Origin of the sequence: Listeria rocourtiae subsp. hofi (genome assembly GCF_963575615.1) — a bacterium.
Lineage (GTDB): Bacteria > Bacillota > Bacilli > Lactobacillales > Listeriaceae > Listeria_A > Listeria_A hofi.
This window is the reverse complement of record NZ_CAUYTL010000002.1, coordinates 97,985-121,434: the sequence shown is the minus strand read 5'-3', so window position 1 is coordinate 121,434 and position 23,450 is coordinate 97,985. Positions and strand designations below refer to the sequence as shown.

Here is a 23,450-nt window from a genome sequence, read left to right as displayed (position 1 = left end):
TATTTTTACATCTTTATGTCACCTATTTTCCCACCAAAAATTAACCTCGAATAAAAAGAAAATTGCAATTAAAACTCTAAATGAGAATCAAAAAATATAAAAAAAACGATTGATGTTATATTATCTAACAAAATTTAAGTTTTCAGATAAAATCTCTTGCATTATTTTCAGTTTGAAGTATTATTATCACATAAGAAAAATTAAAATGTTAGATTACCTAACAAAAAGGAGAGTGCCACATGGAAGCAGTATTTATGTTTTTTTGTACCTTGTTAGTTTGGCTGATGACACCAGGAATCGCTTTATTCTATGGAGGGATGGTTCGTCGTAAAAACGTACTTAGCACAGCAATGTATAGTTTTAGCTCGATGGCTATTATCTCTATCTTATGGGTTTTCGTTGGTTATTCTCTTGCGTTCGCACCAGGAAACGCTTTTATAGGAAGTTTTGATTGGACTTTCCTGCACAGCGTTGGTTTTGATGCTAATGCGACGTATTCTGAAACGATTCCACATACTTTATTCATGATGTTCCAAATGACATTCGCGATTTTGACTGTTGCTATTATTTCTGGCGCTTTTGCAGAACGAATGAATTTTGCGGCATACTTAATCTTCATTATATTATGGTCATTACTTGTTTATTCCCCTGTTGCCCATTGGGTTTGGGGTGATGGAGGCTGGTTGCGTGAACTTGGTGCGCTTGATTTTGCTGGCGGAAATGTCGTTCATATTAGTTCTGGTATTACTGGACTCGTACTCGCAATCATACTTGGACGTCGCAAAGAAGCCGAGAACTCCTCCCCACATAATTTGCCACTCGCGTTAATTGGTGGTATATTAGTTTGGTTCGGTTGGTATGGATTTAATGTTGGTAGCGCACTAACGATTGATAATGTTGCGATGGCTGCATTCGTTAACACCAATTCAGCAGCTGCTGCCGGGATTATCGGATGGGTCGCTGTCGAATGGATGATTAACAAAAAACCGACGATGCTTGGCACAATTTCCGGCGCGATTGCTGGTCTCGTCTCCATTACGCCCGCTGCTGGTTTTGTTACAGTCGGTAGCGCCTTATTGATTGGTTTCCTTGGCGGTGCAATTTGCTTCTGGGCAGTCTTTTGGTTGAAGGGCAAATTGAAATACGATGATGCACTTGATGCTTTCGGTTTACATGGCATTGGCGGTATTTGGGGCGGTATTGCTACAGGGCTTTTCGCCACTACTAAAATTAACGAACTCGGCGCAGATGGTCTTTTTTATGGAAATGCCAGCTTACTTGGAAAACAACTCATCGCAATCGGTTCCACGGTCGTTTTCGTTGCAGTTGCCACCATCATTATTATCTATGTTATCAAAATATTCTTACCTATCAGAGTGGATGAAGATCAAGAATACAAAGGGCTGGATTTAACGCTTCACGGCGAAAAAGCCTATCATGATTAAGGGGTGGTTCTATTGTCAAACTTAACAAAAATCGAAATTATTACACGTCCAAATCGTTTTTACGAATTCCAAAAAGCGCTCGCAGAAATCGGTGTTAGTGGCTTAACTGTCACAAAGGCACTAGGAACCGGTCTTGAAAAAGGCTTAATCGAGCTGTACCGCGGGAAAAAGAAGGAAAATAACGTCCACGAACGCATGAAAATCGAGATTGTCGTTAGTACCGTGCCCGTAGAAGCTGTGCTAGAAGTCGTGAAAAACACTTTGCGAACCGGCGAACCAGGCGATGGCAAAGTTTTTATTTATCCCGTTGCGGAGGTCATCAAAATAAGCACTGGTGAACGCGGCGTTGATGCTTTACAAGATCATCCGAAAGAAAACTAGTTAGTCAGATGAGACAAGAATAAAGAAATAGGAACTAATTCTAAAAATACAATGAGAAATCGCATTTTCCCCTTCCCGAAATGAAAAACAGAGCTTATAATGAAGAAGTAGCTAAATTGGATGTTTTTTATATATGAAGGAGAGATAGACAAAGATGCGAAAGATCCCCTTTTTCACAATTATCGCGATTGTTTTTTTAGCAGGAGGTTACTATTTTCTGCAAAACACCGCTTCCCCGATAGATGTTTCTTTTAATTTTCTAGTTACGCAGAAGAACAAGGACAATTCTGTTTCAGGAAATATTGAAGGAGCCGGTAGCAAACAAATAACGCTAGACCTTGATGAATCACAATGGGATTCGGTGAAAGTCGGCAGTCGCTATGCTGTAGAAGCTAGATTTTACGACAAGCATGAAGTGAGCAACAAGGAAAAGAAAACATTAGAAGGTCCATTTTGGTCGAATGAAGCCAATACCGGAATCTTAGCAAACGATGTTGAAGTCACGATGATCGACACATCCTCAAATTAAAAAGATGCTAGATGACATCTCAGACTGCAGAAAAACTACCCCACATGATTTTCCGCAAAACCTCAGCACTGTAGGCAACACGCTAAAATAGTGATGCCTACGGTTTTTTTGTATGAAAAAATAGGATTTCCCACACAAAATCCAAGTGAGAAATCCTATTTTCTTATTCTGCTTTCTTTGCCTCAACTGCAAGTGCCAACTCAGCCAACTGCGCCTCGCTTACCTCACTCGGAGCATTAGTCAACGGATCTGCCGCGCTTCCTGTTTTAGGGAAGGCAATCGTATCGCGCAAGTTGTTCCTGCCCGCAAGAATCATGATAATCCGATCCAAACCAAGTGCAATTCCACCATGTGGTGGCGTTCCAAATTCCAATGCTTCTAGTAAGAAACCGAATTGTTCTGCCGCTTCTTCATCTGTGAATCCGAGCGCACGGAACATTTGTTGTTGCATTTCTTTTTTATAAATACGTAGAGAACCTCCACCAATTTCATAGCCATTCAGAACGATATCATATGCTTCTGCCATCGCTTTTTCTGGCGCTGTCTCAAGCAATGACGCGTCTTGCGGCATCGTGAATGGATGATGGGCAGAAACAAAACGTCCTGCTTCTTCGTCATATTCAAACAACGGCCAATCTGTCACCCATAAAAATGCCAGTTCGCTCTGGTCGATTAAATCGAGGTCTTGGCCTAGTTTCGAACGCAATGCACCCAGAGATGCCGCAACTACTTCTGCTTTATCAGCAACAAATAGTAACAAATCACCGACTTCTGCATCTAAAACATTAGCAACCGCCGCCTGATTTTCAGATGTGAAGAATTTAGCAATAGGCCCTTTGAAACCATCCTCTTCTACTTTCATCCACGCAAGACCTTTCGCGCCATATCTCCCAACAAACTCTCCAAGCGCATCAATATCTTTACGCGAATAGTTTGCTGCCGCAGCTTTTGCATTGATAGCCTTTACTTCACCGCCGCTTTCAATCGCATTCGTAAAGACTTTGAATTCAACATCCGCTACTGCTTCTGCCACGTTTTTCAGCTCTAGGCCGAAACGTACATCGGGCTTATCACTACCGAAACGATCCATCGCCTCTGCATACGTCATGTGCGGAAACGGTTTATCGATTTTAATGCCTTTTGTCGCCTCCACTACTGCTACTAACATTTCTTCGGTAATCTCTTGAATCTCCTCTTTAGTCAAGAAACTCGTCTCTAAATCGATTTGTGTAAATTCTGGTTGGCGATCCCCACGCAAATCTTCATCGCGGAAACAACGTACAATTTGGTAATATTTATCAAAACCAGAAGACATCAATAACTGCTTCAAAATTTGTGGTGATTGCGGCAATGCATAAAAATTGCCCGGATATACACGACTTGGCACCAAATAATCACGGGCACCTTCTGGCGTACTCTTCGTCAAATACGGTGTTTCGATATCAAAAAAGCCCATTTGATCTAATTTTTGCCGGAATGTTTTCGTTGCTGTATGACGCATCTGAAAAATCTGGTTCATTTCTGGGCGACGCAAGTCTAAATAGCGATACTTCAAACGCAATTCATCCGACACATTCACACCGTCTTCAATGTAAAACGGCGGTGTTTTCGAAGCATTCAACACTTCCAATTCCTCCGCTAAAACCTCAATCCGGCCCGTCACCAATTTTTCATTTATTGCACCCTCACTTCTCGCCGCAACCGTTCCAACAACTGTCACTACAAACTCATTACGAACCGTTTCTGCAATTGCTAAAGCATCCGCTGAAAAATCTGGATTGAAAACCACTTGGACTATTCCTTCACGATCACGCAAATCGATAAAAATAAGTCCGCCTAAGTCACGACGTTTTTGTACCCAACCATGTAATGTTACTTTTTCTCCGATATGTTTTTCCGTTACGTCGCCACAATATAATGTTCTTTTCTTCATTTGTTTTCCCCCTCTAATTCACGCACTGCCCGTAAACCAGCCACAACAGCAACTAATTCAATTTCTGTTTGCTCGCCTGTTTGCATATTTTTTAGCTTGCCTTTACCGTTCTCAAGCTCTGTGCCTCCTAAAACTATCGTGAATCGCGCTTTTTTACGATCAGCATCTTTTAACTGACCTTTCATTTTGCGACCCATATAATCTTTTTCTGCACTAAAACCACTTAATCGCAACTCATTGACCATTGTTACAGCTTTGATTTCAGCACTTTCCGTCGCTGTAATCACATAACAATCCAGATCGCGCGTAACAGGAAGCTCAATCCCTTCAACATCAAGTGCCGCAAATAAGCGCTCCACACCTAATCCAAAGCCAACACCCGGCGTTTCTGGCCCATCAAATTCTTGCACTAAACCATGATAACGACCACCACCACAAAGTGTGGATTTCGCACCAAAGCCTTCTGCCGTACTCATAATTTCAAACGTAGTATGATTGTAGTAATCCAAACCACGAACGAGCGTTGGATCAACCGTATAAACTATACCTAACGCACCCAAATACGTTTTCACCTTCGCAAAATATGCAGTCGATTCTTCGTTTAAAAATTCCAAAATCGACGGTGCTTTCGCGATGAGCGGATGTGCATGATCCACTTTACAATCTAAAATACGTAATGGATTTTTATGCAAACGTACTTGACAATCTGCGCAAAATTCATCGATTTGTGGCTCAAAATGCGCCACGAGAGCATCTTTATGTTTTAAGCGACTTTCTTTATCACCTAAACTGTTGATAACCAGTTCAATATTTCGCAATCCTAGCTCTTTATAGAACGACATCGCCAAAGAAATAATTTCTGCATCGATTGCTGGGTCATTACTTCCAAGCGCCTCGAGTCCCATTTGTGTAAACTGTCGCTGCCTCGCACCTTGTGGACGTTCATATCGAAACATCGGACCTGAATAATAGAGTTTCACGGGTTGGTTCACTTGGCCAAATAGCTTATGCTCGACAAAGGCGCGAACTACGGATGCTGTACCTTCTGGACGCAATGTCAAACTTCTGTTTTTCTTATCTTGAAACGTGTACATCTCTTTCGAAACGATATCCGTTGTGTCTCCCACGCCACGTTGGAATAATTCTGTATGCTCAAAAATTGGTGTCCGAATTTCTTCATATTGAAATTTCTCACATATCGATTGGAAAACGCGTTCTACATAATGCCACTTTTCTACTTCTCCTGGTAAAATATCGCGTGTTCCTCTTGGCAATTTCATTTGCATGCCTTATCCCCCCTAAAAATTTGCGAATAGTTGCGTTGGGGTTGGACTGGTTTTGAGCGGAAAATTTTGGTATTCTGGACCCTTTTGTGTGGTGGTTGTTTTTAGTAAGAGCCACTGATGGATTACATGCTCACTTTGTTCGCATGCATATTGCGGCTCTAACTCAGCATAAGACGCTTCGTAAAAGTCGCAACAACAAAATAACCCCCATCCCTCGTCTTAACTAAATAAAACAAGGGACGAGAGTTAACCCGTGGTACCACCCTAAATTGAGGACAATTATACTCCTCCACTCAAAACAGTTAACGCCTGTCAACGTTCTTACTTACTAAGCGCCAGAACGCCGTTTAGCAAGAAGCCTCTGGAGTGTCTTTTCGACATTTTAACTGCAATCGGTCTCCCAGCCTAAGGACCCATCTCTCTTTACCAGCAAATGCATGTCGTACTTCTCTCCGTCATCGGTCATCTATTAATTACCCTTAAGACTACTAGAATTTGCCTCAAAAGTCAACAATGTTTTGAAAAATAATCACGAAAATATAGGTTTAATGTTTCATAATGGCTTGTTTTATGATAATCTTTTTATAGGTAGATATTTTTTAGGGGTATAGGTGGTGCACATTGATGAGAAATAAGTTCCTGTTTATAACCGTGCTCTCGTTCTTGCTTATCGGAGCCGGCATTTTGTCTACAATTGCAATGGCAAATGCGAACACGGTACAAGTAAAAGCGGAAGTTTTAAACGTCAGAAGCGGACCAGGACTCGCATTCGACGTCACGTCTCAAGTAAGAAAAAACGAAATTCTAAACGTTATTAATGAAGAAAATAAGTGGTATAAAGTTCGCCTTGAAAACGGGCAGAGTGGTTACGTTGCAAGTTGGCTCGTGCAAAATGTCGATGTCAGTGCATCTAGTAATAGTCTCGCTACCGTCACAAGCGACGGTGGCTTAAATGTGCGGAGTAAACCGTCCATAAATGCCACTGTCCTCGGAACTCTAAAAGGCGGCGATCAAATTACTGTCACAAGTCAATCAAATGGCTGGACGCAAATCCAATATCAAGGCCAAACTGCATGGGTTAATTCATCCTATATTAAGATGCAGGAATCTGCGACAAAAGAATCCAAAAGCCATCTACAAACCGTTACAATACGGTCTAATGGCACAAATATCCGTTCTGGCCCTGGTCGAAATAACGAGACGATTGAAACCGCTGATTCTGGAACCGTCTATAATATCGATGGCGTTCAAGGCGATTGGTATCAAGTCACAACCTCATCCGGTAAGCAAGGTTATGTAGCCAACTGGGTTGTCGATGTCTCCACTTCCAAAACCAAAAGCGCACCAAAATCTAAAACAACGTCACTGGCCGAAGCAACAATTGTTATTGACCCTGGTCACGGAGGTAACGATCCCGGCGCTCAAGGGCAGAACGGTACCGTTGAAAAGAAAGCAACATTGAAAACAGCCAAAGCCGTAGCAGCACGTTTAGAGCAAAGCGGTGCGAAAGTGATTTTAACGAGAGATAGTGATGAATACGTGTCTCTAAAAGATCGCGCCAGAAAAGCAGAGAAACATAATGCAGATGCCTTCATCTCGCTTCATTTTGACTCCGTAGAAGATGCAAGCGATGCAAGTGTAAATGGACAAACAACCTATTACTACAAAGGCAAAGATCAAAGCTTGGCAGAAAGCATTAACGAAAGCCTAGCAAGCAACTTAACGAGCAAGAACCGCGGTACACGCTCAGGTGATTTCTACGTACTACGCGAAAACACACAACCATCCGTATTACTGGAACTAGGATATTTAAGCTCAAGCATTGACGAACAGAAACTGAACTCCAGCAGCTTCCGAGACGATGTGGCCAACGCAATATTCGATGGACTAAGTGGATATTTTAAAAACTAGGTACTAAAACGCAAAAAAGAGTACGGGACAAAACTCATTTTCATACAAAATAAGCAAGATATCACAAATCCTTTTTTTCGAGTAGGATGTGAATCTTGCTTGACACAAATCGAGCGAAAGCGTTTGTATTCAGGGGATTTTGTGGAAGCCGGAAGCGGAGTGTACGACTGTACATGAGAACCGGAAGTCCGCCAAATTCCTGAATGCGAGCGCTTGTCGCCGGTTTATTTTAGGTTATGTCTCAGACCCATTTTTTAATACTTACTATTTTCCTAATAACTCCTGCGAATCTAAAATAATCGTCACCGGGCCATGATTCACAATACTAACATCCATCATTGCCCCAAAAACCCCAGTCTCGACAACGATTCCCTCAGCCGCAAGCAATGTATTAAACAAGTCATACAAATCTGATGCTACATCAGGAGACGCTGAATTCGTAAAACTCGGTCGCCGTCCCTTCTTCACGTCTGCATATAGCGTGAATTGCGAAACACTAAGAATTGCACCACCAAAATCTTGAATCGATAAATTCATTTTGTCTGCATCATCTTCAAAAATACGCAGTCCAAGAATTTTCTTCACAACGTACTTCACGTCTTCTTCCGTATCATCATGTGTGAAACCAACCAGCAGACAAAGCCCACCAGCGATTTCCCCTACATTTTCATTATCAATCGTTACACTTGCTTCATAGCAACGTTGCGCCACAACCCGCATTCTAAAATCCCCCAGTCAGTCTTAATTCATTAAACGTCTAACTGTATAGACATCAGGAACTTGCTTGATTTTGTCGACAACCCGTTGCAAATGATTAATATTATGAATTTGAAGCGTTAATACGAGCGTCGCCATTTTGTTATTATCTACTTTCGCGTTAACACCATTAATATTGCTTGTCAGGCTGTTTACGACTTGTAAAATATCATTTAGCATACCATTGCGATTATAGCCAAACACCTCGATATCAACGTTGTAATCGGTTTTAGCAGTCATATCCGCGTCTTCCCACTCAACATCAATCAATCGTTCAGTATCTGGGCCTGTCACATTCGGGCAATCTTTGCGATGAATTGAAATGCCGCGCCCCTTCGTGATGTAGCCAACAATTTCATCTCCTGGTACCGGATTACAACAGCGTGATAAACGAATGAGCAGATTGCCAACGCCTTGCACAACAACACCAGCGTTATGCTTAATTTTAAGTCTCTCATTATTACTGTCCGCCGGGTTTTTCGCTTTCGCTTCCACTTTATTTAATAACTTCTCCGTTTGCTCCTCAAGTTCCCGCTCACGACGTTCCTTCTCTGTTAAACGGTTCGCCACCTGAAGCGCCGTAATTCCGTTATAACCAACCGCTGCAAATAAATCATCTTCATGACTAAAGTTCAAACGTTCGGCAAGTTTATTAATATTCTCTGTCGTCATCACTTTCTTAGGTTCAAAATCAAGCTGACGTAGTTCCTTCTCTACCATATCGCGACCTTTTTCAACGTTTTCTTCCTTCGCTTGACGTTTGAAGAACTGACGAATCTTGTTTTTCGCTTGCGATGTCTGCACCAGCTTCAACCAATCACGACTTGGCCCATACGAATGTTTCGATGTCAAAATTTCAATGATATCGCCTGTTTTTAATTTATAATCCAGCGTAACAATTTTGCCGTTGATTTTGGCGCCAATCGTCTTGTTACCAATCTCGGTATGGATTCGGTAAGCAAAGTCAAGTGGTACAGAACCATTTGGTAGCTCGAAAACGTCTCCTTTTGGAGTAAAGACATAGACAACATCGGTAAATAAATCAAGTTTTAACGATTCCATGAATTCTTCAGCATTCTCTGACTCATTCTGGTATTCAATGATTTCACGGAACCAGCTCATTTTATTGTCAAAGGACGTTTTCGAATTAATGACTTTTCCTTCTTTGTAAGCCCAGTGTGCCGCGACTCCATATTCCGCGATTTGGTGCATTTCAAGTGTCCTAATTTGTACTTCTAACGGTTCGCCTTGCGGGCCAATCACCGTCGTATGAAGCGACTGATACATATTTGACTTCGGCATTGCAATATAGTCTTTAAAACGTCCTGGCATCGGTTTCCAACGTGTATGAATAACACCTAAAACAGCATAACAATCCTTTATGCTATCAACCAAAATCCGAACCGCTAGCAAATCATAAATTTCGTTAAATTGCTTGTGTTGCTCTGACATTTTGCGATAAATGGAATAAATATGTTTCGGACGACCAGTAATATCTGCCTTAATATGCAATTCATCCAGATTCTCATTCACGCCATCAATCACATCACGCAAATAACGCTCACGCTCTTCCCGCTTCTGCTTCATCAAATGTACAATACGATAATATTGTTGCGGATTCAAATAACGTAAAGCCGTGTCTTCCAATTCCCATTTCACGCGAGAAATCCCCAAACGATGAGCAATCGGCGCAAAAATTTCTAACGTCTCATTGGCAATACGGCGCTGTTTCTCGACAGGAAGATGCTTTAGCGTGCGCATATTATGCAATCGATCTGCCAATTTCACGAGCATCACGCGAATATCTTGTGCCATAGCGATAAACATTTTGCGGTGATTCTCTGCCTGTTGCTCCTCATGCGATTTGTATTTAATTTTCCCGAGCTTCGTTACACCATCCACAATCATTGCAACTTCTGGGCTAAACGCCTCTTCTAAATCTTGTAAAGTAATCGATGTATCCTCAACAACATCATGCAAAAAGCCAGAAGCAACGGTAGCTGGATCCATCTCTAGCTCCACTAATATTCCTGCGACCTGAATAGGATGAATAATATAAGGTTCTCCCGATTTGCGGAATTGATCCTTGTGCGCCTCACGCGCATAGTCACAAGCTTTTTTGACAAGTGCAAGATGCTCCTCATTCATATAATGAGAAGCCATTTCAATTACTTGATCCGCTGTTAAATTTTGTTCTTTAGCCATAGTCCCCACACCCTTTTCATCCACGCTAGCTATAAGTATGTAAAAGCACTCACGAATGAGTGCTTTTTAAAATTATTCTTATTTGATATTATATCATGTTTTGCACGACTCATAAAGTAATTTTGTTGCTAGAATCGGAAAAAACGTTTTTCGACAAACATTTTAGAAATTCATCAAAATGAGGCGGTCGTAACCTTCTAATTTTTTATGACCTTCAAGCTCTGTTAATTCAATGAGAAAGGCACAACCAGCTACAATGCCACCAAGTTCTTCAACAAGCTTAATTGTTGCTTCAATCGTGCCACCTGTCGCCAACAAATCATCAGTGATAAGAACGCGTTGTCCAGGCTTGATTGCATCTTTATGCATCGACAGCTTATTCGTGCCATACTCCAAATCGTACTCCATATCAACCGTTTCACGAGGTAGCTTATTCGGTTTGCGAACTGGCGCAAAACCAATTCCTAACGAATACGCAACGGGACATCCGATAATAAAACCACGCGCTTCGGGTCCAACAATAACATCCACATTCATTTTTTTTGCATATTCAACAATTTGATCCGTCGCAAACTTATACGCCTCACCATGACTCATCAACGGTGTGATATCTTTAAAAACAATACCTTCTTTTGGCCAATCGTTTACTATCGCTACATAACTTCTTAATTCTTCTAAGTTCATTTTATTGTTTCCTCCAAAATTGAATTCCCCTTCGAATTCATCAGCTTCTCTATCCAATCATACAGTTCGTTATAATTGGAGTAGAGTAATTTCTGTTCCAGCGCCATTTGGGATACCCGAGCTTTGTAAACTTCCGAGTCCTCCAAATTACGTTTTTCTCCAACTTCCGTCAATCTAATCACGCCATCTTCCATTGTAGCAAAATTTAGATCAAAAAACACGCGCGACATAAAATTAACTTGATCATCTGTCCAACTAAACTGCTTACAAAGGCGTGACATGTTTTGGGCAAGCGGGAAAGGCTGATGCTTCTTAAGCACCGCATATAGTTGTGCAAAATGTTGACGGCTAGGCATTGAAACAATCGCATTTCCATTTTTAGCCTCCACATGCAAGTAAATCCGATCTGCCTCCGTTTTCGTCACTAAGTTTTCCAATAACCCTACATCATCCGGCATATCCGCAAAAATCAAATCCTTTGCCGCCACATCTATACAATCATCTATTGACTGAATTTGCGTGCAAACAAGATTCGCATTTGTCGCCAGTAATTTCTCACGCGTTCCGTTTTGAAAGCATACAAACACCTTGTCCGTCATACCATTCGTTTGTAATAATCTATCCCATTCTGCGCGGCCTCTGACATCGAACAACTGCCAATGTCCTATTTTTAAATCAACAATCCGAAGTTGCGGTTTACGCATATTATTCCATTCATTAATCGATAATTCGCCAACCACATCCACTTTTGCCATTGGAGAAATTTTCTCGACAAGCTCACCAGTCCCAAACCCAATCGCATCAATCGAAGCACCAGAATCCGACGTAATAGCTGTTTTCAAATGATTCTTATCTGCACCAATGCGCTTCGTGCCATTCAAATGAACACTTTTTAATGAAAAAACTGGTTTTGGATTATCCGTACCAAACGGCGCCAATTTGTTCAACTGCGCGATGAAATCAATCGTTACCATCTCAACTGGAATCGCCTCTTCCACACGCAAAATAGATACAAAATCATCTGGTGACAACGTTTCACGAGCCAAACGCGATAAATTCGAACGTAAGGCCGCAACATCCGCAACATCGAGTGTCATACCAGCTGCCATAGGATGACCACCAAACGCCTTTAAAAGCTCCTGATTCGCATCTAGCGCTTGATATAAATGAAACGCATCAATACTCCTTCCAGAGCCTTTTGCAATACCAGTCACGTCATCAATGCCTAGCACAATCACCGGTCGTGCATAACGATCCACTAATCGCGAAGCCACAATCCCAACAACGCCAGGATTCCAGCCCGCCTTTCCAATAACGAGTACTTCATGTCCCTCACCAAGAAATTCTGCCTCAATCATCGCAATCGCTTCTTCTGAAATCTTTGCCACAATCGCCTGCCGCTCCTTATTGGCATCATCAATTTCCTCTGCTAGAAATGCTGCCTCTTCGGAATCTTCGGTTAGCAACAAATCCGCCGCCGGGTCAGCAGGCCCCAAACGTCCAACTGCATTCAGACGTGGTGCAACTATGAAACCAATGGTCTCCTCATTCGCCTCAGAAAGTTTCACATTAGCTAACTTTGCTAAAGCAGCCACACCTAAATTCGCATTTTCACGCAAAATACGCAGTCCTTTTTGCACAAATAATCGATTTTCATCCGTCAACGAAACTAAATCTGCAACCGTCCCAATCGCTACTAAATCTAGCAAGTCTGCTGGCTCCTCACCTAACAACGCGTGAGCAAGCTTATACGCGACCCCAACCCCCGCTAAATCAGGGAAAGGATAATTGGACTCTGGATGACGCGGATGAATCACAGCAACCGCCTCAGGCATCGTTTCTTTCACTTCATGGTGATCGGTTACAATTACATCCAGTCCAATTTCCTTCGCATGCGCCATCACATCCAGCGCCGAAATCCCATTATCCACCGTAATCAGCAAGTCAACACCTGAATCTTTTGCCTGCGTAAAAGCATCCTTATTCGGGCCATAGCCTTCCGAAAACCTATTTGGAATATAGAAATCAACATTCCCGCCAAGTCGACGTAGCGTTTTCAACAAGACAGTCACACTCGTCACGCCATCCGCATCATAGTCCCCGTAAATAAGAATCTGTTCCTGCGCATCGATTGCCTGTTTAATACGGTCTACTGCAAGGTCCATCTCCGCAAACAAAAACGGATCATATGCCTCATACTTATGCGGATTTAAAAATTTATCTAATTGACCAGCAGTCGTGACTTTGCGGCGCGCAAACAACTCTGCCATCGGTAACGAACATTTCAGCTCATCAGCCACTTGTTGCATTGCCACATTATCCGCTGTCTCCATCTGCCATTTATATTTAGAATGAATCATGATTTACCACCCCTCAACCTAACTCATTATACCCAAAAAACATAAAAAAAACCACCCAAGATTAGGTGGTCTCAGAATGTAGAAAAACTACTTCACATGATTCCCTGCTAAACTCCAGCGTGTCGACAAATGCTTAGTTTCTAGGCAAAAGTGAGTACCAGCGCGGAGCGTACTAGAGTACGTGAGCACTGGAACGGAGTTTTTAACGACGAAAATGAGCGCTTGTCGGCACGCTGAAACCACCCAAGATTAGGTGGTCTTCTTAATATACATTAAACAGTCGGTTTTGGCGCGCTCTCCGGAACTTCAACCTCCGAAACTTTCACTTTACGCGATTTTTCCGCAGCCAGTTTACGCTCTAATTCTTTTTTATCATTCTCTAGCGTTTTAATCTGTTTTTTCATCGCATTCACTCGAACGATATTTAAACAGAAGAAAATCAGTCCGCCAAACAAAACAGAACCTAAAATAACTAAAATAAGTGGCCACTCGACTTTTGCAAACAAGAAACTTACCTGTACAGAATCTACATTCACAACCGCAAAAATTGCAATAATAATTGCCAATACAATCCCAACAATCACTTGCCATTGTCCTTTCATCCTAAAAACCTCCTCTATTCTCTATCAAAATACCCGCAAAATAACGAGTTTAATCCCATTTAGGCTGTTCATAAAGCAGTGCCAAGTTCCGCAAATCACGCGAATCAAACTTAATATCTATCACCGCTGGCAGCTCAAAATGAACCTCACCGTAAGACTCCGCGTTATCATCCAAATCATCCATTACGATATGCTCATTCGCAATATGGCGCACATAGCCATTCAACAGCTCGCGCTCATCATCCTGATCCAAATACACTGAAATCGCCAATTTTTGATGCATCGCTAACGTCAGCACATTTACTAGCAAACTCCCAAACGTACTTACCGCAAAATCACCATGCTGCTCCTGATTTAGTTGATACAACCGCTCCGCTCGACTAGCACTCTGTCCACCGTTATCGACACGAAAAATCAAATCGAGCCTAGCAACCAAATAACCCGAAGCTCTAGCCTGCAAAGAAACTATTCGCATAATGACATAATCCTTCGTCACCAAGTGTACAAATCCACCATAACGCTCATCTTTATTCGTCGCATCATTATAAATATACAAAATCGTCTGTGCTTTCATTGCGTTTTTCAACACTCGACATAAAATCTCTCTGTCCATCAAAATCTCCTCATTTCTTTCAAATCATCTGAGGACGAGCGATCTTCCTATTTCTTCACGTGCCTTTTTGTATGCATAAAAATCCTCCTAAAATGAAAATACCCAAATCGCGCAGTAAATCAGCGTCAAACCACCGGTAATCAAAATCGATTTCATGACATACCACGGTAAAAGTCCTAAAACAAGAATCACAGCACCAAAAACAATGGAGATAAAAAATGAGTCCCAACCATCAAAATCAGGCCCACTACCGTCTTGCCAATTATTATGCCACCTCTTCGAATAAAACAATCCGAGCACAACTAGGCCAACACCGATTGCTATTAAAACTATCTGCCAAATCATGTTCCCATCGTACTCCTTATATTACATAAAAAAACCGAATGCCTACCTCACCTGAATTTTACTTCTCAGATAAGATACACATTCGGCATTAGACATGTTATAGGTCTTGCCGAAAATCCGCTTATCACAGATTATACGACTGGCTGGTCCGTTCTTGAACGTTTTTTCTTCTTCTGTGTTTGGATAACCCCTTTTTTCTTCAACTCACGTTTCTTGAATACATACCACAATTGCATAGCCATGAAGATGGATGAGAACACACTAGATACTAATCCAACTAATAGCGCAATTGAGAAGTTCAAGATAGATTCATTACCAAAGATAATCAAAGCAATAACTGTGAACAACACTGTCAAAATAGTATTGATTGAACGGATAAACGTTTGACGTAAACCATGATTAACCGCAAATGCAATATCCTCTGGTTTTTTGAAACGTCCCATTTTGTAGGAAACATCCCGAATCCTGTCTGCTGTGACGATTGTATCATTGATGGAATAACCAATAACGGTCAACACTGCCGCAATAAATGTCAAATCAACTTCAAGTCGGAAAATACTAAAGAAGATGAAAATCATAAAAGCGTCAAACAGTAACGAAAGGATTGTCGCGACACCCATCGATAATTCGAATCGGAAGGCAATGTAAACAACGATTAATAATGATGCAATAGCAAGCGCCCACAGACCGTCTTTCGCAAGTTCCTGTCCAACAGTTGGCGTTACTGTACTAATATTAGGTTCTTCGCCGTACGCTTTCGTGAAGTGCGTTTTAAACTTAGCAACCTCATCTTGCGTTAGTGCACCTTTATAGCTAATAACCGCCGTCTTATTATTATTCTGGAACGTGATATCATCAGACGGCATATCAATTTCATTCAAGTCTTTACTAATTTGCTGCTCCGTAAGCGCACTTGTCGAACTTACCTCTGCGCGCGTACCACTTGCAAAATCGATACCTAGATTCATCTTGAATACTGATAAAATGACGATACCAACAACAACAATAGCAGCAAAGGTCGTCAAGAAAGCACGATGATGTTTTACAAAATCATATCTATCAAAATGCGTTTTCAAGTCGAACGTTTGTTTACCTTCATGTAAATCATGAATATCTTTACGACGAACTGCAAACAAACCTGGTTTATTATTCAACGCGTTGCTACTTACTAGAAGTCCCATAAGTGCTCTTGAACCCCAAACAGCAGTCAAGAAACTTACCAAGATACTTATAATCAAAACTGTTGCGAAACCTTTAATAGAGCTTGTTCCAAAGTAGAAAAGAACTCCAGCAACAATCAGTGTTGAAATATTCCCATCAAAAATCGCTCGGAAGGACTCTTTCCCACCTGTATCGAATGCTGTTTTTGTTGATTTACCAACCTTGAGTTCTTCCTTTATCCGCTCGTAGGTAATAACATTCGCATCCACTGCCATACCGATACCGAGAATTAATCCAGCGATACCTGGTAAAGTAAGCGTTGCATTCAATAATCCTAAAACTAGTAATACAATATACGTATATGCTACAAGCGTAATAGAAGCGATAATACCTGGCAAACGGTATACAGCCATCATAAAGATAAAGATTGCAGCAACACCAATTATACCGGCTAAGATTGTTTCTGCTAGTGCATCTTGGCCAAACTGCGCCCCAACAGATGTAGAATAAACTTCTGTTAATTTAACTGGAAGAGCACCAGAGTTCAATAGATTTGCTAATTCTTTCGCAGACTCCATTGTAAAGCTACCAGAGATTTCAACTTTCTTCGTATCCAACTCACGATCTACGTTCGGAGCAGATAAGAATGCCGGCTTTTCTTTCACACGCTCTGTCTTATACTTCAAGCCCTCTTTCCAGTCCAGCCAAATAACTAATTGATTGTCTGGCGCTTTGGCAGCAATTGTTTTTGTTACGTTAGCAAATTTATTCTTATCTTTAAGCTCTAGTGTAACAATTGCTTGATTTTTATCATTTGTGACAGCTTTAGCGCTGCCTGGTACAAGGTCACTACCATCCATCATCAGCTTATCGTTAGCATCACGGAACGACAAAACTGCTTGTGTGGAAAGGATTTTACGTGCCTCATTTTGATCAGTGACACCAGCGAGCTGTACACGAATACGGTGACCACTCTCGATAGTAATTATTGGCTCATTAACACCTAATGCATTAATACGCTGATCAAGTGTTGCCACAGTTTCTTTCATGACGTCATCTGTTACTTTGCTTTTCCCGTCAGCAGGTTTAACTTGGTATAAAACCTCGAAGCCACCTTGCAAATCTAGACCGAGATTAATTTTATCAAGAACAGGTTTCATAGTTAAAATAACTGTTCCAAAAATAATTGCTACGATCAGGAAAAATGTAATTATCTTACTTTTCTTTATCATTTCTTTCTAATTCCTCCCTCATCTACTAACAACAGACACCTTTGTAGGCGCCATTACGCTATGTAGAATGCTACTCTTGACCATCATCTGTTAGTTGCGATAAAATTTCTTCCTTCGCAGCTTCCTCTGGTGGTCCCAATGTTATAAAGTCCATTAATGATGCTATCTTCATTTGTAAAATGTCGTGAATGCGTTGATGCAAACGCGGGTCGTCTTGATCCTTCCAAACAACTTCAACCAAGAAAGACCAAATATGTTCTGCCTCAATTTCGCGGTAACCCATAAGTTTAAAGTCTTCCACACGAATTAAAATTGCCGTTTCCAACTGGTCATACCATTCTTTGTCGGATCCCATTCTCATTCTCACACCTTCTTTTTCAAACAACATAGATTCATTTTATCTAATTATGAAGTAAATGGGAAGCATAATCTTCGAAAAAGATAATCTTTCTTTTCAACTGGTTCAAAAAAACACGTATTTTTAGTGAAAAATCATTTCTGCATTTGACGATATTCCTATATACCCACTTATCTAAAAGAAAAAACAAGCCACTGCAAGGACTCTCATCCACGGCTTGTTTTTTCAAAAAAGAAAACTTATTTTTTTTCAGCTTCTACGTCCGTTGTTGCTACTTCTTCAACTTCTGCTTCCACTACTTCTTCCTCAACTGCATCTGATTTCGCTAAAACAGTACGAACTGCATTACGATCAAAAGTTAGTTGGCTACCCGCACAATCAAGTACAACATTACCATCTTCAATTGCTACAACTGTTCCGTGCAATCCTCCGATAGTAATGATTTTATCACCTTTAGATAGACCGCTTTGCATTGCATTCACTTCTTTTTGACGCTTTTGTTGTGGACGAATAAGCAAGAAGTAGAACAATACAATCATTAATAATAACGGTATTAACATTGCCATATCTTTATTCAGCTCCTTTCATTTTTATTCTATATTAGAAATTTTTCGCATTCGGACCATTGAGGCCATACTGCTCAAAAAATTCTTCCCGGAAATCAGCAAGTCGATCATTCATAATAGCACCACGAACTTGCTCCATTAAGTGTAACAGAAAATGTAGATTATGATAAGTAGTTAATCTAATTCCAAATGTTTCATCACAACGAATTAAGTGACGAATATAGGCACGCGAGTAATTTTTACATGTGTAACAATCACAATTCTCATCAATTGGGCGGAAATCTCGCGCAAACTTGGCATTTCGAACGACCAAACGCCCTTTGCTTGTCATACAAGTCCCATTTCTCGCAATACGCGTTGGAAGTACGCAATCAAACATGTCAACACCACGAATGACCCCATCAATGAGTGCATCAGGTGACCCAACTCCCATTAAATAACGTGGTTTATTCGCTGGTAAAAGAGGCGTTGTGTACTCCAATACTTCATTCATAATATCTTTTGGCTCACCAACCGACAATCCACCTATCGAATAACCTGGAAAATCCATCGAAACCAAATCACGTGCACTTTGCTCACGTAAATCTTTATACGAACCACCTTGCACAATTCCAAAAAGGCCTTGGTCATGAGGACGCGCATGCGCTTTTAAACCACGTTCGGCCCAACGAGACGTTCGCTCGATTGATTTTTTCATATAGTCATGCGTCGCCGGATATGGTGGGCACTCATCAAACGACATCATAATATCTGCTCCAAGCGAGTTTTGAACTTGAATCGCTTTTTCAGGAGAAAGGAACAATTTATCACCATTTAAATGATTGCGAAAGTGCACGCCTTCTTCCTTGATATCACGCATATCGCTCAAGCTAAACACTTGATAACCACCTGAGTCCGTCAAAATCGCCTGATCCCAGTTCATAAATTTATGAAGACCACCAGCTTCTTCAATCAAATCCTCACCCGGACGTAACCACAAATGATACGTATTGCTCAAAATAATACCCGAACCCATCGCTTTTAGTTCTTCTGGAGACATTGTCTTAACCGTTGCGAGCGTCCCCACTGGCATAAACATAGGCGTATCAAAAGAACCGTGCGGCGTATGAATTTTGCCTAGACGGGCACCGGTTTGCTTATCTGTTTTTATTAGTTCATAGGTAATCGCAGCCATTTTCTACCTCTTTCTATTTGTTATATCCAAACCTTAGCATATCTAAAAAAGCACCGAAAAACAAGCCTTTTCTAACAAAAAGTTAAATTAAGCATAAATAAACATCGCATCGCCAAAACTAAAGAAACGATATTCCTGCGCAACCGCATGTTCATAGGCGGCCATAATTTTTCCCCGATCCGAAAGCGCACTTACAAGCATAATCAGTGTTGATTTCGGCAAATGAAAATTCGTAATCAACGCATCGACCGCCTTAAATGTGTAGCCCGGGGATATAAATATTTCCGTCCAGCCACTGTCTTCTTGCAATTTCCCATCAAATTTCGTCGCAATCGTTTCCAGCGTTCGAATCGAAGTTGTCCCAACCGCGACAATTTTTCCACCAGATGCTTTGACGTCTTGTAATTCCTTTGCCGCCTCCGCTGTCAGACGGTAAAATTCCGAGTGCATTTTATGATTCGCTGTATCCTCAACATCTACAGGTCGGAACGTACCCAATCCAACATGGAGCGTCAAAAAGACAACTTTCACGCCTTTTTTACGAACCTGTTCCAGCAAATCTTGTGTGAAGTGCAATCCAGCTGTTGGCGCTGCTGCTGAGCCATTTTCACGTGCAAAAACAGTCTGATACCTGTCTTGATCCGCTAACTGCTCTTTAATATATGGTGGCAAAGGCATTTCGCCCAAACGCTCCAATATTTCATAGAAAATACCGCTATATTCAAACTGCAAAATACGACCGCCATGCTCTAGTTCTTCCAAGCAGACCGCCGAAAGCTCACCATCACCAAACTGAATACGCATCCCTTTTCTAATTCGTTTTGCTGGCTTCACAAGCGTTTCCCACGCATCGCTTTCTGTCTGTTTTAACAACAAAACTTCAATATGTGCACCAGTTTCCGCTTTTTCCCCGTGAAGTCTTGCTGGTAGTACACGTGTATCGTTCAAAACTAGCGCATCACCCGCATGCAAATGCTCCAAAATAGCTGGAAAATGTTTATCCTCTATTGCTCCTGTTTCCTTATTCAATAACATCAAGCGACTTGACGTCCGATCAAGCAATGGCGTCTGCGCGATTAATTCCTCTGGTAATTCAAAATCAAAATCTTCTACTCTCATTACGACACACCTTTTCATTCACTTTTCGTTAAACCTAAATGCTCGTAAGCGGCGTCCGTCACAAGCCTCCCCCGTGGCGTACGCTGCAAAAAGCCAATCTGCAACAAATATGGTTCCTGCATATCCTCAATTGTTTCACGCTCTTCACCAATGCTCGCTGCAATGGTATCCAAACCAACCGGCCCGCCACGAAACGATCCAATAATCGTTGCAAGCAGCCGCTGATCAATTGTATCCAAGCCTCGCGGATCTACTTGCAAAAGCGTCAATGCTTCGCGCGCCAAACTTTCCGTCACCAAACCATCACTACGAACTTGTGCAAAATCACGCACCCGTTTCAATAGCCTATTTGCAATCCGAGGTGTTCCCCGTGAACGCCTTGCAATCTCGACCGCGCCATATTTCTCCACTTCCGTATCCAGAATATCCGCCGTCCGCGTCACAATCTCCGTCAACTGCTCTTCCGAATAAAATTCCAAATGATCAATCACGCCAAAACGATCACGTAAAGGTGCCGATAATTGCCCCGCACGCGTAGTCGCCCCAATCAACGTAAACGGTGGTAAATCCAGACGCACCGAACGCGCCGTAGGACCAGTTCCAATCACAATATCCAAACAATAATCTTCCATCGCCGGATACAAAATTTCTTCAATCGAACGGTTCAATCGATGAATCTCATCAATAAACAACACATCTCCTGGCTCAAGCGTTGTCAAAATTGTCGCCAAGTCACCAGGTCGCTCAATCGCAGGTCCGCTCGTCGTCCGCATTGCCGTTCCCATTTCATTTGCAATCACCATCGCTAACGTCGTCTTGCCGAGCCCTGGTGGCCCATACAAAAGCACATGATCCAGCGCCTCTTCCCGTTGTTTCGCGGCCTCAATAAAAACCGCTAAATTATGCTTCACTTTTTCTTGCCCAATATATTGCGCCAAGGTCTGTGGGCGGAGACTTTTCTCGAAGGAAATTTCCTCTTGACTTACATTCTCACCAGAAATGATGCGGTCTTCCATATCACATTCCCCTTCCTTACTTCGTCATGAGCTGTAGCGCCAATTTAATGTAATCATTGCTCGTCAACACTTCTTTTTCCAATTTCGGCAGCACTTTTTTCAACTCGCGCGTACTGTAACCAAGTGCTTCAAGTGCCAAAACAGCCTCCTCAAGCGCTGGCGGCAATCCGTCAGAAATATCTTTCGTCGCCTTCTGAACCGTAATTTGATCTGCTGCTACATCGGCAAGCTTCCCTTTTAAATCCAGAATAATTTGACGCGCCGTCTTCTTCCCAACACTAGGAAACTTCGTCAAATAAACATCATCTTCCGCCTCAATCGCCGAAATAAGTGGCACAGGGTCGCCGGCAGCAATAATCGCCAACGCACTTTTGGGACCAATTCCAGACACGCCAAGCAATTTTTTAAATAAATAGCGCTCTTCTGACGTCTGAAAACCAAACAAGGAAATATTATCCTCACGCACATGCTGATATAAATAAACCTTTGTTTCCTTCCCTTCCAAACTCGAGAAAGAAAAAGGATTCCCAGTAATAATTTGATAGCCAATGTGACCCGTCTCAATCACAATATACTCCGGAGAAATATCCGTCACTGTACCTTTTATATATTCATACAAAGAAAATGCCCCTCCATCTAAAAATAAATTCACTCCCTCCATGATAGCATAAAAAAGAACATTTGTACTATAAAAAACAGCTTTCCTGATTTTTTGAGTTGCCCAAAAGCTAAAGTAATTACAAGAAGACAAATAAAAAAGCTTATACGATCTCTCCCAAGTTTCAGAAAAAGATACATATAAGCCATTTTTCATCCTAAATGCGTAATATTCTCCGCAATCAATGTAGCGGATGCGTCAAATTGTCCTTGTTCTAGCTCATTTAATGACAATTCAATAATTTCCTTCACGCCATCCTGCGCCAAAACTGCTGGAACACCGATTGCAATACCATGTTTACCATATTCCCCATCTAAAACGCAAGAAACCGCTAAAGCGCGATGACTTCCGCTAAAAATATTGCGACAAATTTCCACAATTGTTCCTGCAATACCATATTCCGTGCATCCTTTTTGATGGTATATTTCAAAACCAGTGTCTCTTGCCCGATTACCGATTTCTTTCAAATTAAATTCCGTGCCAAATTTCTCTTTGCTATAGGCGTTAATTGACTTGCCGTAAACTGACGAATGTGACCAAACCGGAAACTGCGAATCGCCATGTTCCCCGAGCACAAAAGCATCAATACTTTGCGGTGCTACATCCAACTGCTCTGATAGCAACCGTCGCAACCTCGTCGTATCGAGCCAAACACCTGTACCAATCACCCGATGACGCGGCAGCCCAGACAGTTGCCACACTTGATACGTAATAATATCAACTGGATTCGCTGCTACTAAGAAAATCCCCTCAAAACCGTTCGCCATCATTTCTGGAACAATATTCGCGATAATACGTGAGGTACTTTTTAGCTCATCCAAACGCGTTTGACCTTCTTTCAATGCCCCAGCTGTCACCGTTATCACCGCAATATCAATATCCTGACACTCTTTTGCCTCACGAACACTAATCTTCATCATACCATGTGTAAAAGCCGCCGCATCCGCTAAATCCTTGCGATGGCCCTCAACACGCTCCGTATTTAAGTCAACAAGCACCAATTCCTCACAAATATTTTGATTCACAAAAGCGTGTGCCGCAGCCGAGCCAACATTACCAGCACCAATGATCATTACTTTTCTTGGCTTCATCACAATCATTCCTTCCTAACCCAAT

Annotated in this window: 21 protein-coding genes and 1 other annotated feature; of the genes, 4 read left to right on the top strand and 17 right to left on the bottom strand. The window is 41.7% G+C overall.

The window, feature by feature from the left end; genetic code table 11:
• Nucleotides 1–239: 239 nt before the first annotated feature.
• The 3 genes from R8925_RS01945 (at nucleotide 240) to R8925_RS01935 (ending at nucleotide 2,355) form a co-directional block, all read left to right on the top strand.
• A complete protein-coding gene (locus R8925_RS01945) occupies nucleotides 240–1,445 on the top strand; it encodes an ammonium transporter (protein ID WP_430534244.1) in 1,206 nt (401 codons plus the stop codon).
• A 12-nt stretch (nucleotides 1,446–1,457) separates the two neighbouring features.
• Complete coding sequence (locus R8925_RS01940; RefSeq protein ID WP_036069299.1) at nucleotides 1,458–1,826, top strand: P-II family nitrogen regulator; 369 nt, start codon at nucleotides 1,458–1,460, stop codon at nucleotides 1,824–1,826.
• A 154-nt stretch (nucleotides 1,827–1,980) separates the two neighbouring features.
• Nucleotides 1,981–2,355, top strand: coding sequence for a hypothetical protein (locus R8925_RS01935; RefSeq protein WP_430534243.1), 375 nt, complete (start codon nucleotides 1,981–1,983; stop codon nucleotides 2,353–2,355).
• 163 nt (nucleotides 2,356–2,518) lie between these two features.
• Here the strand turns inward: R8925_RS01935 and aspS are convergent, their stop codons facing one another.
• Both aspS and hisS read right to left on the bottom strand, forming a co-directional pair.
• The gene (gene aspS / locus R8925_RS01930; RefSeq protein ID WP_430534242.1) at nucleotides 2,519–4,288 is read right to left on the bottom strand and encodes an aspartate--tRNA ligase; all 1,770 of its coding nucleotides are present in this window, start codon (nucleotides 4,286–4,288) and stop codon (nucleotides 2,519–2,521) included.
• Nucleotides 4,285–5,574 (bottom strand): histidine--tRNA ligase, encoded by a 1,290-nt coding sequence (gene hisS / locus R8925_RS01925; protein ID WP_430534241.1) that lies wholly within the window; start codon nucleotides 5,572–5,574, stop codon nucleotides 4,285–4,287. The genes aspS and hisS overlap by 4 nt, the downstream gene beginning before the upstream one ends.
• A 232-nt stretch (nucleotides 5,575–5,806) precedes the next feature.
• Nucleotides 5,807–6,042, bottom strand: a binding site (T-box leader).
• 156 nt (nucleotides 6,043–6,198) lie between these two features.
• On the opposite strand from hisS, the gene R8925_RS01920 reads away from it, so the two are divergent.
• A complete protein-coding gene (locus tag R8925_RS01920) occupies nucleotides 6,199–7,485 on the top strand; it encodes an N-acetylmuramoyl-L-alanine amidase family protein (protein ID WP_430534240.1) in 1,287 nt (428 codons plus the stop codon).
• 264 nt (nucleotides 7,486–7,749) lie between these two features.
• Here R8925_RS01920 and dtd read toward each other — a convergent pair whose 3' ends face one another.
• From dtd to R8925_RS01845, 15 genes are all read right to left on the bottom strand, one after another.
• Entirely contained in the window at nucleotides 7,750–8,205 is a 456-nt protein-coding gene (gene dtd / locus R8925_RS01915) for a D-aminoacyl-tRNA deacylase (protein ID WP_430534239.1), read from the bottom strand.
• 21 nt (nucleotides 8,206–8,226) lie between these two features.
• Nucleotides 8,227–10,446: a RelA/SpoT family protein gene (locus tag R8925_RS01910; RefSeq protein WP_185342469.1), complete on the bottom strand. Its 2,220-nt coding sequence runs from the start codon at nucleotides 10,444–10,446 to the stop codon at nucleotides 8,227–8,229.
• A 162-nt stretch (nucleotides 10,447–10,608) separates the two neighbouring features.
• Nucleotides 10,609–11,130, bottom strand: coding sequence for an adenine phosphoribosyltransferase (locus R8925_RS01905; protein ID WP_430534238.1), 522 nt, complete (start codon nucleotides 11,128–11,130; stop codon nucleotides 10,609–10,611).
• A complete protein-coding gene (recJ, locus tag R8925_RS01900) occupies nucleotides 11,127–13,490 on the bottom strand; it encodes a single-stranded-DNA-specific exonuclease RecJ (protein ID WP_430534237.1) in 2,364 nt (787 codons plus the stop codon). The genes R8925_RS01905 and recJ overlap by 4 nt, the downstream gene beginning before the upstream one ends.
• A gap of 272 nt (nucleotides 13,491–13,762) precedes the next feature.
• Nucleotides 13,763–14,092 (bottom strand): LapA family protein, encoded by a 330-nt coding sequence (locus R8925_RS01895; RefSeq protein ID WP_430534236.1) that lies wholly within the window; start codon nucleotides 14,090–14,092, stop codon nucleotides 13,763–13,765.
• Nucleotides 14,093–14,141: 49 nt separating this feature from the next.
• Entirely contained in the window at nucleotides 14,142–14,705 is a 564-nt protein-coding gene (locus tag R8925_RS01890; RefSeq protein ID WP_430534235.1) for a hypothetical protein, read from the bottom strand.
• An 87-nt stretch (nucleotides 14,706–14,792) separates the two neighbouring features.
• Complete coding sequence (locus R8925_RS01885) at nucleotides 14,793–15,050, bottom strand: hypothetical protein (protein ID WP_430534234.1); 258 nt, start codon at nucleotides 15,048–15,050, stop codon at nucleotides 14,793–14,795.
• A gap of 131 nt (nucleotides 15,051–15,181) precedes the next feature.
• Entirely contained in the window at nucleotides 15,182–17,443 is a 2,262-nt protein-coding gene (gene secDF, locus R8925_RS01880) for a protein translocase subunit SecDF (RefSeq protein WP_430534233.1), read from the bottom strand.
• A 70-nt stretch (nucleotides 17,444–17,513) separates the two neighbouring features.
• Nucleotides 17,514–17,798 carry a post-transcriptional regulator gene (locus R8925_RS01875; RefSeq protein WP_430539393.1) on the bottom strand — a complete coding sequence of 95 codons (285 nt, stop codon included), beginning with the start codon at nucleotides 17,796–17,798 and terminating at the stop codon, nucleotides 17,514–17,516.
• Nucleotides 17,799–18,040: 242 nt separating this feature from the next.
• Nucleotides 18,041–18,367 (bottom strand): preprotein translocase subunit YajC, encoded by a 327-nt coding sequence (yajC, locus tag R8925_RS01870; RefSeq protein WP_430534231.1) that lies wholly within the window; start codon nucleotides 18,365–18,367, stop codon nucleotides 18,041–18,043.
• A 34-nt stretch (nucleotides 18,368–18,401) separates the two neighbouring features.
• Nucleotides 18,402–19,541 (bottom strand): tRNA guanosine(34) transglycosylase Tgt, encoded by a 1,140-nt coding sequence (tgt, locus tag R8925_RS01865; RefSeq protein WP_430534230.1) that lies wholly within the window; start codon nucleotides 19,539–19,541, stop codon nucleotides 18,402–18,404.
• 87 nt (nucleotides 19,542–19,628) lie between these two features.
• A complete protein-coding gene (queA, locus tag R8925_RS01860; protein ID WP_430534229.1) occupies nucleotides 19,629–20,660 on the bottom strand; it encodes a tRNA preQ1(34) S-adenosylmethionine ribosyltransferase-isomerase QueA in 1,032 nt (343 codons plus the stop codon).
• A 14-nt stretch (nucleotides 20,661–20,674) separates the two neighbouring features.
• Nucleotides 20,675–21,676: a Holliday junction branch migration DNA helicase RuvB gene (gene ruvB / locus R8925_RS01855; protein ID WP_036069324.1), complete on the bottom strand. Its 1,002-nt coding sequence runs from the start codon at nucleotides 21,674–21,676 to the stop codon at nucleotides 20,675–20,677.
• A gap of 16 nt (nucleotides 21,677–21,692) precedes the next feature.
• The gene (gene ruvA / locus R8925_RS01850; protein ID WP_036079740.1) at nucleotides 21,693–22,295 is read right to left on the bottom strand and encodes a Holliday junction branch migration protein RuvA; all 603 of its coding nucleotides are present in this window, start codon (nucleotides 22,293–22,295) and stop codon (nucleotides 21,693–21,695) included.
• 191 nt (nucleotides 22,296–22,486) lie between these two features.
• Nucleotides 22,487–23,425 carry an L-lactate dehydrogenase gene (locus tag R8925_RS01845; protein WP_430534355.1) on the bottom strand — a complete coding sequence of 313 codons (939 nt, stop codon included), beginning with the start codon at nucleotides 23,423–23,425 and terminating at the stop codon, nucleotides 22,487–22,489.
• Nucleotides 23,426–23,450 lie beyond the last annotated feature (25 nt).

Excerpts from the sequence above, each read along its gene's own strand:
- R8925_RS01945 (WP_430534244.1), top strand. The coding sequence starts at position 240 with ATGGAAGCAGTATTTATGTTTTTTTGTACCTTGTTAGTTTGGCTGATG.
- R8925_RS01935 (WP_430534243.1), top strand. The coding sequence starts at position 1,981 with ATGCGAAAGATCCCCTTTTTCACAATTATCGCGATTGTTTTTTTAGCA.
- aspS (WP_430534242.1), bottom strand. The coding sequence starts at position 4,288 with ATGAAGAAAAGAACATTATATTGTGGCGACGTAACGGAAAAACATATC.
- hisS (WP_430534241.1), bottom strand. The coding sequence starts at position 5,574 with ATGCAAATGAAATTGCCAAGAGGAACACGCGATATTTTACCAGGAGAA.
- R8925_RS01920 (WP_430534240.1), top strand. The coding sequence starts at position 6,199 with ATGAGAAATAAGTTCCTGTTTATAACCGTGCTCTCGTTCTTGCTTATC.
- dtd (WP_430534239.1), bottom strand. The coding sequence starts at position 8,205 with ATGCGGGTTGTGGCGCAACGTTGCTATGAAGCAAGTGTAACGATTGAT.
- R8925_RS01910 (WP_185342469.1), bottom strand. The coding sequence starts at position 10,446 with ATGGCTAAAGAACAAAATTTAACAGCGGATCAAGTAATTGAAATGGCT.
- R8925_RS01905 (WP_430534238.1), bottom strand. The coding sequence starts at position 11,130 with ATGAACTTAGAAGAATTAAGAAGTTATGTAGCGATAGTAAACGATTGG.
- recJ (WP_430534237.1), bottom strand. The coding sequence starts at position 13,490 with ATGATTCATTCTAAATATAAATGGCAGATGGAGACAGCGGATAATGTG.
- R8925_RS01895 (WP_430534236.1), bottom strand. The coding sequence starts at position 14,092 with ATGAAAGGACAATGGCAAGTGATTGTTGGGATTGTATTGGCAATTATT.
- R8925_RS01890 (WP_430534235.1), bottom strand. The coding sequence starts at position 14,705 with ATGGACAGAGAGATTTTATGTCGAGTGTTGAAAAACGCAATGAAAGCA.
- R8925_RS01885 (WP_430534234.1), bottom strand. The coding sequence starts at position 15,050 with ATGATTTGGCAGATAGTTTTAATAGCAATCGGTGTTGGCCTAGTTGTG.
- secDF (WP_430534233.1), bottom strand. The coding sequence starts at position 17,443 with ATGATAAAGAAAAGTAAGATAATTACATTTTTCCTGATCGTAGCAATT.
- R8925_RS01875 (WP_430539393.1), bottom strand. The coding sequence starts at position 17,798 with ATGGGATCCGACAAAGAATGGTATGACCAGTTGGAAACGGCAATTTTA.
- yajC (WP_430534231.1), bottom strand. The coding sequence starts at position 18,367 with ATGGCAATGTTAATACCGTTATTATTAATGATTGTATTGTTCTACTTC.
- tgt (WP_430534230.1), bottom strand. The coding sequence starts at position 19,541 with ATGGCTGCGATTACCTATGAACTAATAAAAACAGATAAGCAAACCGGT.
- queA (WP_430534229.1), bottom strand. The coding sequence starts at position 20,660 with ATGAGAGTAGAAGATTTTGATTTTGAATTACCAGAGGAATTAATCGCG.
- ruvB (WP_036069324.1), bottom strand. The coding sequence starts at position 21,676 with ATGGAAGACCGCATCATTTCTGGTGAGAATGTAAGTCAAGAGGAAATT.
- R8925_RS01845 (WP_430534355.1), bottom strand. The coding sequence starts at position 23,425 with ATGAAGCCAAGAAAAGTAATGATCATTGGTGCTGGTAATGTTGGCTCG.